The sequence below is a fragment of the Actinomadura sp. KC216 genome (genome assembly GCF_004348535.1).
Taxonomy (GTDB): Bacteria; Actinomycetota; Actinomycetes; order Streptosporangiales; family Streptosporangiaceae; genus Spirillospora.
In genome coordinates, this window is the sequence record NZ_SMJX01000336.1 from 1 (window position 1) to 8743 (window position 8743).

General features: G+C 71.0%; 10 protein-coding genes. 6 read left to right on the top strand and 4 right to left on the bottom strand.

Annotation, left to right across the window (positions count from 1 at the left end; translation table 11 throughout):
• Positions 1-275 (bottom strand): hypothetical protein (locus tag E1264_RS35805; RefSeq protein WP_132180837.1); only part of this gene is annotated, 275 nt, incomplete at its 3' end.
• 108 nt (positions 276-383) lie between these two features.
• Positions 384-2150 (bottom strand): DUF2207 domain-containing protein, encoded by a 1767-nt coding sequence (locus E1264_RS35810; RefSeq protein WP_132180839.1) that lies wholly within the window; start codon positions 2148-2150, stop codon positions 384-386.
• Between the two features lie 42 nt (positions 2151-2192).
• On the opposite strand from E1264_RS35810, the gene E1264_RS35815 reads away from it, so the two are divergent.
• The 6 genes from E1264_RS35815 (at position 2193) to E1264_RS35840 (ending at position 6883) form a co-directional block, all read left to right on the top strand.
• On the top strand, positions 2193-3281 hold the full coding sequence (locus tag E1264_RS35815) for a neutral zinc metallopeptidase (RefSeq protein ID WP_243711373.1): 1089 nt from the start codon (positions 2193-2195) through the stop codon (positions 3279-3281).
• 200 nt (positions 3282-3481) lie between these two features.
• Positions 3482-3943, top strand: coding sequence for a helix-turn-helix transcriptional regulator (locus E1264_RS35820; protein WP_132180843.1), 462 nt, complete (start codon positions 3482-3484; stop codon positions 3941-3943).
• The gene (locus E1264_RS35825; protein WP_132180845.1) at positions 3940-4398 is read left to right on the top strand and encodes a hypothetical protein; all 459 of its coding nucleotides are present in this window, start codon (positions 3940-3942) and stop codon (positions 4396-4398) included. Before E1264_RS35820 ends, E1264_RS35825 begins: the two co-directional genes overlap by 4 nt.
• Before the next feature lie 169 nt (positions 4399-4567).
• A complete protein-coding gene (locus tag E1264_RS35830; protein WP_205717850.1) occupies positions 4568-4927 on the top strand; it encodes a DUF2516 family protein in 360 nt (119 codons plus the stop codon).
• A 34-nt stretch (positions 4928-4961) separates the two neighbouring features.
• A complete protein-coding gene (locus tag E1264_RS35835) occupies positions 4962-5681 on the top strand; it encodes an alanyl-tRNA editing protein (protein ID WP_207936684.1) in 720 nt (239 codons plus the stop codon).
• 89 nt (positions 5682-5770) lie between these two features.
• Positions 5771-6883, top strand: a complete 1113-nt coding sequence (locus E1264_RS35840; protein ID WP_207936686.1) for an oxidoreductase — start codon at positions 5771-5773, stop codon at positions 6881-6883.
• A 12-nt stretch (positions 6884-6895) separates the two neighbouring features.
• Here the strand turns inward: E1264_RS35840 and E1264_RS44030 are convergent, their stop codons facing one another.
• Both E1264_RS44030 and E1264_RS35850 read right to left on the bottom strand, forming a co-directional pair.
• Positions 6896-7885, bottom strand: coding sequence for a hypothetical protein (locus E1264_RS44030; RefSeq protein WP_165964554.1), 990 nt, complete (start codon positions 7883-7885; stop codon positions 6896-6898).
• A complete protein-coding gene (locus E1264_RS35850; RefSeq protein WP_132180849.1) occupies positions 7882-8415 on the bottom strand; it encodes a sigma-70 family RNA polymerase sigma factor in 534 nt (177 codons plus the stop codon). Before E1264_RS35850 ends, E1264_RS44030 begins: the two co-directional genes overlap by 4 nt.
• Positions 8416-8743: the final 328 nt, after the last annotated feature.

The window sequence follows — 8743 nt, forward strand, 5'->3', positions numbered from 1 at the left end:
GGCCGGGGCGGGATCGGGTCTCGGCTCGTCCGCTGCGACGGGCTGCCCAAGATCACACCGCCCTGGACGGGTCCGCGATGCGGCAGCCCGGAGGAGCGCCTCGAACGGCGCGGCTGCCGCTGCGCCACCACCAGCGTCACCACGATCCACGCGATGACCGCCACGAAGATCACCGCAGGGCCGACGGCCATGAAGGCCGCGTCCCCGAGGCGGGTCGAGTCGGCGAGGACCGGGCCCGCGGCGGCGGAAACTGCGAGGTCGGGGCTGGGGAGCATGAGGAACCTCCTCGCCTCAGCCCCTACCCCCCGTCAGTTCCTTAACCGTCCGCCTCCGTTTCGGCGACCGCCCGCCTCCGTTTCGGTCGCCACCCGCCGCGACGGGCCTCACAGGCCCCGGGACTGGGAGATGGAACCGGAGGTCGCCAAGGTGAACGTGCGCATCGACTCGGCGAACTTCGACAGGTCCCATTCGGCCGGGCCCTCGTACCAGTAGAGGTTGTCGGCGCCCTCGGCGCGCTCGCCCGCGTCCTTCACCGTCTCGGCCCATTTCGGGACGGCGTCGAACACGACCGCGTACGGCAGGAACCGCGAGAACAGCGCGATCCGCTGCCGCGACTCGAGCGCGGCGCCGTCCGGGATGGCGCCGCGCTCCAGGAACGCGCGGAACCCGATGGTGTGCGCGAGGACCGTGGCGCCGCGCGCCGTCTTCGCGGGCATGTACTGGCCGCCGTACGCCAGCGCCGCGCCCGCGATGATCACCGCGAGCCCGGCGAGCGCCCATTCGGTGGTGAGGGCGAGCGCGACGGTCCCGGCGACGCCGAGCAGGGTGATCAGGATGCCCGCGACCGTCCACCGGGACCGGACGGTGTCGGGCCGCCGCGCGAACCAGCCCTGCTTCACCACGTCGTCGTACATCGCGGACCTGACCTGCGCGAGCTTGGTCGCGAACGTGCCGCCGAGCTCCGACAGCTTGACCGCGTCGCGGCCGGTGCCGTCGGGCGCGGTGAGCAGCGCGTCCAGCAGGATCCGCTCGTAGGGGAGCAGCTCGACGACGGGACGGCCGAGCCGCCGCAGCGTCCAGTCGAGGCGGCCGGAAGTGGCCCTGTCCTCCTCCTCGATCAGCAGGTAGCCGCGGACGGCGAGGTCCACGATCGTCGCGGTGACGTCGATCACATCGGCCTGCTCGTCGATCAGCGTCCCGATCTGGCCGGGACGGACCCCGTCCGGCGGCTCGAACTCCGTCCCGGCGAGCGGCGGATGGTCGCCCTCGGCGGCATGTTTCCCCACGACCCGGGCGTTGCGCCCGCGGAGCATGTAGAGCGCCGCCAGCCCGCCGCCCAGCAGCACCAGCAGCCCGACGAGCGCGCCGCCGGTGACGGCGTTGACCGAGAACGCCGTCGCGATCGTGTGGCGCCGCTCGTAGAGGGCGTGGCCGCCGGTCGTCCCCGCCGGGAGGCCCGCGACGACCGTGAGGTACTCGCCCGGCAGCAGCCCCTGCTCCGCGAAGACGCCCTGCGTGTGCGTGTGGTTCGTGAAGTACTGCGTGCAGCCGATCGTGCTGCCGATCGGCCCGGTGAAGCAGTTGACGTTGCGGATGGCCGCGCCGCCGTCCACGACCGCGCGCGCCTCGTCCACCGGCACCTTCCAGCCGCCGATCACCGGCCAGCGCAGCTCCTCCGCCGCGCCCATCCGGGTGATCGCGCCGCGCACGTCGTACTCCAGGATGATCGTGCGGTTGCCGGTCAGCTCCTGGCCGCCGCTGACCGAGACGGTCGTCGTGGTGTCCTTGCTGGACGAGCCGACCTTGGTGGGCCCGCCGTCCGGGCTGCTGGCCCGCAGGTTCTCGATCTTGTAGACGCGGTCCTCGGTGAGGCTCTCGTGGTCACGCGTCGGGAACGTCCGGTCGAAGCCCTTGCCGCCGTCGAACCGGTAGAGAATCGTCTCTCTCACCCGGGTCACACCGCCCTTACCCGTGGTGAGGACGGCCTCGTCCTTCAGAACGCGCTCCGCCGCGGCGACCCGCACCCGCGCAGGCTCCGCCGCCGAGGCGGAAACCCAGGTCGAGGCCGACAGGACGGCCGTTGCCGACAAAGCACCCGACACCACCGCAACCACCGGCCGCAACCGGAACATCGCCGCAAGAGCAGACATGGCCGCAAATGGTATCGGGAATGCGTGCGATGATGACCTGCTATGGCAGGTCAGTACCCCCCGCCGCCCCCCTCGCGGCATCCGGCGCAGCCTTACGGGCGACCCGGATACGGGCCGCCCGGCCAGGGGCACCCCGGTTACGGGCCGCCCCCTGCCTACGGCCCGCCGGGACCGCCCGGCCCGCCGCGCCCTCCGGGGCCGCCGTACCCGCCCCGCGGCCCGTACGGGCAGCCGCAGTACCGGTACGCCCCGATGCGCCCGCGGCCGCGCCGCAGCGCCGGCGGGACGATCGCGGGCATCTTCGGCGGCCTCACCTCGATGATCGTCCTCGGGATCCTCGGGCTCACCCTCTTCGCCGGGCAGGACGGCGTGTCCGGCACCCGGACCACCACCGCGTCCGGCGGCGGGACGTCCCCGCGCGCGCAGGCCACCGACAGCAAGCTCTACAAGACGGGCGCGCTGACGCCGGTGAACTGCACCGTGCCCCGCATCGAGCCGAGCGCCGAGTCCATGCGCCGCTTCATGGACGTGCTGAGCGACTGCCTGGACGTCTCCTGGACGAGGCAGTTCGAGAAGGCCGGAATCCCCTACCAGAAGCCCGACCGCGTGTTCTGGGTGGAGCCCGGACGCAGCCCCTGCGGCAGCTACCCGGCGCCGGGCGCGTCCGCGTTCTACTGCCCGGCCAACAACACGATGTACGTGGGGCTCCGGCACGTCGTGGAGACCTCGGGCGGCGAGCCGCTGTCCCACTACGCGGTGTTCGCGCGCATCATCGCCCACGAGTACGGGCACCACGTCCAGGACCGCGCGGGCATCCTGCTCTACGCCGACCGGCAGATGGAGTCCGCCGGCACCGCCGCCCGCAACGAGGCGAGCCGCCGCATCGAACTCCAGGCGCAGTGCTTCGCCGGGGCGTTCCTCGGCGCGGAGCGCACCACGCTGCCGATGACGCAGGAGCAGTACACCGCGATGATCATCGACCTGCGGGGCCGCGGCGAGGACCGCCTGCCCCCGGACGAGCGCGACCACGGCCTGGGCCGCCACTACGCGGGCTGGGTCGTCACGGGCTACGACGGGCGCCGCCTGACGCTCTGCAACACCTGGACGGCCCCGCCCTCCAAAGTCAGCTAGTGGCCGGGCCCGCCTCCGGATAGAGGCGGGACAGAGACGGGCCCGGTGCCTGGAATGACCTGTCGAGCACCGGGTATTCGCCGCTCGACGCCGCCCGGATGAACGCCGCGGCGTCAAATCTCGGCCATGTGAGGGGACTCACCCGGCAAGTGCTAGCTATCGTGCTTGCAATTGCAAGCACGATGACGCAGGGTGGAGACATGGCTGGTTCGAAGGTCGGCTCGATCGGGGAGTACATCCGCGAGCAGCGGACGCGGGCGAAGATCTCGCTGCGTCAGCTCGCGGACGTCTCGGGCATATCCAACCCGTACCTGAGCCAGATCGAGCGCGGCCTGCGCAAGCCGAGCGCCGAGATCCTGCAGCAGATCGCGAAGGGTCTGCGGATCTCCGCCGAGGCGCTGTACGTCCAGGCCGGGATCCTGGAGGCCCGCGAGGCCGACACGGACCTGCAGGCCGCCGTCCGCGCCGACGCCCTCCTCACGGAACGGCAGAAGCAGGTCCTGCTCGACATCTACGCGTCGTTCCTCAAGGAGAACGAGGCCGACGGCGTCCCGCCGTCGGAGTACGCGGCCCCCGACGAGGCCGCCGAGCCGGACGGGTGGCCCGCGGCCGAGCAAGCCATTCCAGAGCGAACACCAGAAGGAAAGGAAGAGGTCGGATGACGCTGGCCAGCAACCTGCGAGAGAACAAGGCCGTGTACGCCGTGGCCGGCGCGGGCGACTTCGCGGTGCAGAAGCTCCGCGAGATGCCCGAGCAGATGACCAGGTACCGCGAGACCGCGACGAAGTACCAGGGCGAGGTCCGCGAGACCGTCGACCGCTACCGCGTCCAGGTCCTCGGCACCGTGGACCGCTACCGCGGCGAGGTCTCCCGGTACCAGGAGCGCGTCGACGCCAAGGACCTGCCCGGCGCCGCCGTCGCCTACGCGACGCACGTCGGCACCTTGGCCTTCGAGCTCTTCGAGGAGCTCGCCGAGCGCGGCAAGAAGGTCGTCCACCGCGAGGCCGTCGAGGTCGCCGAGATCACCGACACGAAGCCGGCCCCGAAGCCTCGCGCCGCGGCGCAGAAGCGCAACGGCACGCGGACGCGGTCCACGACCAAGAAGAACGGCGCCTGAGCGCGACATCTGTAAGGAGCCCGGCCGGGCCCTCCGGCCGGGCTCTTTCGCGTTCCCGCGCTCCCGATGCGGGCTCATCGGTGGACGGCGCGCATAGGGTTGGGGTAGTGAGGCCCCGTGTGGGCGACGTGGAATCGCCGTCCGAGACGAGCAGGAGAGCTGATCGCCGATGTCGGACTTCAATGTGCTGGACTACTTCTTCTGGCTACTGCTGATCATCGCGTTCGCGATGGAGGCGTGGGCGCTGATCGACTCCCTGACCGTCCCGGAGAGCGCGTTCAGCGCCGCGGGCAAGTGGCGCAAGAAGATGTGGACGATCGTCCTGATCGTCACGGTGGTCGTCGGCGGCGCCTACGCGGTCGCGCCCGCGGCGCTCGGCGCCAGCCCGATCGCCCTGCTGCTCGGCATCCTCCCGGTCGCCGCGTTCATCGCAGCCGCCGTCTACCTGGCGGACGTCCGCCCGGCCGTCGCCCCCTTCAAGAAGCGGAACGGCGGCAACTCCCACTCCGGCCCTTACGGCCCCTGGTAGACCCGGCGCGTCCTAGGCTGAGCGCATGGAGATCATGGGGCGTACCACGCGCCTGGAACTGGACGACCAAGAGCTGCGGGAATGGGAGGCGGTCGTCCTCGACTCGGGGCCGGACGGCATCGTCCTCGACCGCTCAGCGTTCTACCCGGGCGGCGGCGGGCAGCCGCCGGACCACGGGGTCCTGCTCTGGCAGGGCGTCCAGACCCGCATCGCCGGCGCGCGCAAGGCCGACGACCTGACCCTCATCCCGGTGGAGGACGACCCCGTCCCCCCGCCCGGCACCGCCGTGGAATGCGCCCTCGAAGACGACCGCAGAACCGCCCTGATGCGCACCCACTCCGGCCTCCACCTCCTGTGCGGCGTGGTCTTCCGCGACTACGGCTGCCTGGTGACGGGCGGCAACATGGAAATGCTGACCGCCCGCATGGACTTCGACCTCCGCGAGGTCCCGCCCGGCTTCAAGCAGGCCGTCGAGGACGCCTGCAACGCCGAGATCGAGGCCGACCGCCGCATCGACATCAAGACGCTGCCGCGGGCCGAGGCCTTCGAGATCCCCGACATCATCCGGACGGCGACGAACCTGGTACCGCCCGAGGTCCAGGACGTCCGCATCGTCGACATCGTCGGCCTCGACACCCAGGCCGACGGAGGCACCCACGTCGCGTCCACCAAACAGGTCGGCCGCATCCGAGTCGCAAAGGTCGAGAACAAGGGCCGAGGCTTCCGCCGCCTCCGCATAAAACTCGAAGACTAATCCCGCGACCACTCCGCCCGCAAAAGTACGTCCGGCGCATGATTTTGTGGGTCTGGACGCGTTGATCATCTTTCGTTACGTTGCGGCCTATGAAGCCGATGCGGGCGCTCGCCCGGAAGCTGTCGCTCACCGGAGTGTGTGCGGCGATGATCGTGGCCTCCCTCGCGGTGCCGGGCACCGCGCACGCGGAGACCACCGAGGGCATGCGCGTCTGGACGGCCGGGCTCGGCTGGCGGGTCACGCCGACCGGGTCCGAGGCGCGGTTCCGCGGCCTCGCCGCCGTGGGCCGTAAGGTCGCCTGGCTGGCGGGCAGCGGCGGGACCGTCCTGCGCACCACCGACGGCGGCCGTACCTGGCAGAACGTCGCCCCGGCCGACGCCGCCGGGCTGGAGTTCCGCGACATCGAGGCGTTCGACGCGAAGCGCGCCGTCGTGCTGGCGATCGGCGAGGGCGAGGCGTCCCGCGTCTACAGCACCTCCGATGGTGGCCGCACCTGGACGCTCGGCTTCAAGAACGACGAACCGAAGGCGTTCTACGACTGCATGACGTTCTTCGACTCCCGCAACGGCCTCGCCATGAGCGACCCGGTCGACGGCCGGTTCCGCGTCATCTCCACCAAGGACGCGGGACGCACCTGGCAGGTGCTGCCGTCCACGGGGATGCCCGAGGCCCTGGAGGGCGAGTTCGCGTTCGCCGCCAGCGGCCAGTGCCTGGTGAGCCATGGAAAGCGCGACGTGTGGCTCGCCACTGGCGGAGCGTCCCGCGCACGGGTCTTCCACTCCGGTGACCGTGGCCGCACCTGGACGGTCGCCGACACGCCGCTGCCGTCCGGCGCGTCCCAGGGCGTGTTCTCGGTGGCGTTCCGCGACTCCCGGCACGGCGTCGCGGTCGGAGGCGACTACCGTCCGGGCGAGCCGTCCCCGAACGCCGCGGCCACGACCAGCGACGGCGGCCGGACCTGGCACCCCGCGCAGCGCCCGCCCGCCGAATACCGTTCCGGCGCCACCTGGCCCCGCTACACCGGCCCGATCGCGATGGTCGTGGGCCCCACGGGCAGCGACCTCACCTTCAACGCCGGACGCACCTGGACGCGGTTCGACGAGGGCAGCTTCGACACCGTCGACTGCGCCCCCGACGGCGGCTGCTGGGCCGCCGGCGAGAAGGGCCGGGCCGCCCGCCTCACCGTCGACCACCCCGGCTGACCGCCGAGAAGTTCAGGCCAGAACGGAGTCGTGCGGGTCATGCTCGGTGCCCCGCCGGACTTGGAACACCCCGTCGCCGATCTCTTCGGAGTGCTGTTCGACCAGCTCGCGAATGCCCGTCGTGGGCCAGGTGGTGGCTCGCGTCCACACCGCGCCCGCGAGTGCTTCGAGATCCATGTCCTTGAGATGCGAGAGGTTCACACCGGACAGGTCCAGAGGCGCTGAGTCGAACGTCGCGGCGACCAGGTGAACGAGCGTGCCGGCGAGGTCATCGATGAGCCCGAGATGATGGGTTCTGACGATCTTGCGGGCGAGGCCGACGGCGTGGGCGCGGACCCGGACGAGTCCGAGGTTGGATTTGAAATCGCGGGCCAGGTGGACGGCGGGGGCGTTGGCCAAGGCCTGACAGAGATCGGCGACCAGAGAACGGGCGCAGTCGAGGACGTAGTGGCGGTCGAGGGCGCGGTCGACGGCGTGATCGAGGCCGTCGGCACGGGCGTATGCCAGGCTGAGCGCGTGGTTCAGGATCGCGTCGTCGTCGAAGTCGCGGGCCAGATCCAGAGCCAGCGCGACGGCCCGGGTCAGGTCGTGGTCGTGGGTGAAATCGCGGACGTCGCGGGACCTGTAGAAGGCGTTGTGGGTTGCGTTGGCCGCGGTGACGGCTTGCGTGAGGGTCAGGAGGAAGCCCAGATACCTCGTGTCGGGGCTGGAAAGATTCGCGCGGATCAGCGCGTCGCGGAGCTCGGTGATGCCTCCCGGCAGTTGCTCCTCGGTGCGGCGGATGAGGTGGCGGAGTTCGAGAATGACCAAGTCACGGCCATGGCCGGGCGACTGAGGCTCCGGGCCGGTAGTCGCGGCGTCGTCCCCCATGAAGGCCAGCAGGCCCCTTGTGGGGTCGGTGTACCGCTCGGTGTGACGGAGCAGGTCATCGTGTGCCTCCGCCAGCAAGCGGTCGAGTTCGGCGTCGGTGAGAGCGGCCGGATCGTGATCGTCGTGGGTCATCGGGCCGCTTCTCCTTCCTGCCTGCGGACGGGGCCCAGATGTCGGCGCAGCAGGGTGCGGGCCTTGGCGCGCAGATTTCGGACGCGCTGAGGGTCGATGTCCATGTGGGCGGCGATAACGCGGTCCGAGTGGCCGTCCAGGGTGAAGGCCATCACGGCGCGGGCCTGGTCGTCTTCGATGGCGCGTAGCGCTTGCAGGACCCGCATCGTTCCGATCGCCAGGTCGGCGGGATCCGGCCGGAGGGAGGGAAGGTCGGCGAGGACCTCCTCCACACCCGGGACGGTGGGCGGTCGCCTGCGCCGGGTGCCGTCCGGCCGGTTGTAGCGGCGCAGGGCGATGGTGCGGATCCAGGCCCTCCGGTTGCCGATGCGCTCCCAGTCCCCGGGCAGGTGCGCTGTGCGCCACGCCTCGATGAACGCCTCCTGGGCGGCGTCCTCCGCGGCGTGAAGGGCGGCACCGCGGGCGATCATCAAGAACCGCACGACCTGCTGGTATTCGTCGGCGTAGAAGTCCAGGAAGGTCTCACGCACTGTGCCGACATCGCCATCGGGATGCGGCGGCGATTCCGGTGAACGCCGGAACCGCTCCGGACCGGCCTGCCAAGGTGGCGGGTCGTCGCGGGTTTCATCGGAGGTCATCGCCGTCCCGCCCGTCCCGGACACGGCGGTATCCGGCCGCGAGGGGCAGTAAGGCGCTGATCAAGCCCAGCGCTGCCGTCAGCAGGTTGATCGCCGTAGCGGCGTTCATGGGGTTCCTTCCACTGGGAGGCGTGTCACCCATGTAGTGGGCAGGAACCGCCATGATCGGTAGGGGTGGGGCTACTTTTTGCGGCCCTTCTTCTTTTCCGGGGGCTTGGGG

Excerpts from the sequence above, each read along its gene's own strand:
- E1264_RS35810 (WP_132180839.1), bottom strand. The coding sequence starts at position 2,150 with ATGTCTGCTCTTGCGGCGATGTTCCGGTTGCGGCCGGTGGTTGCGGTG.
- E1264_RS35815 (WP_243711373.1), top strand. The coding sequence starts at position 2,193 with ATGGCAGGTCAGTACCCCCCGCCGCCCCCCTCGCGGCATCCGGCGCAG.
- E1264_RS35820 (WP_132180843.1), top strand. The coding sequence starts at position 3,482 with ATGGCTGGTTCGAAGGTCGGCTCGATCGGGGAGTACATCCGCGAGCAG.
- E1264_RS35825 (WP_132180845.1), top strand. The coding sequence starts at position 3,940 with ATGACGCTGGCCAGCAACCTGCGAGAGAACAAGGCCGTGTACGCCGTG.
- E1264_RS35830 (WP_205717850.1), top strand. The coding sequence starts at position 4,568 with ATGTCGGACTTCAATGTGCTGGACTACTTCTTCTGGCTACTGCTGATC.
- E1264_RS35835 (WP_207936684.1), top strand. The coding sequence starts at position 4,962 with ATGGGGCGTACCACGCGCCTGGAACTGGACGACCAAGAGCTGCGGGAA.
- E1264_RS35840 (WP_207936686.1), top strand. The coding sequence starts at position 5,771 with ATGAAGCCGATGCGGGCGCTCGCCCGGAAGCTGTCGCTCACCGGAGTG.
- E1264_RS44030 (WP_165964554.1), bottom strand. The coding sequence starts at position 7,885 with ATGACCCACGACGATCACGATCCGGCCGCTCTCACCGACGCCGAACTC.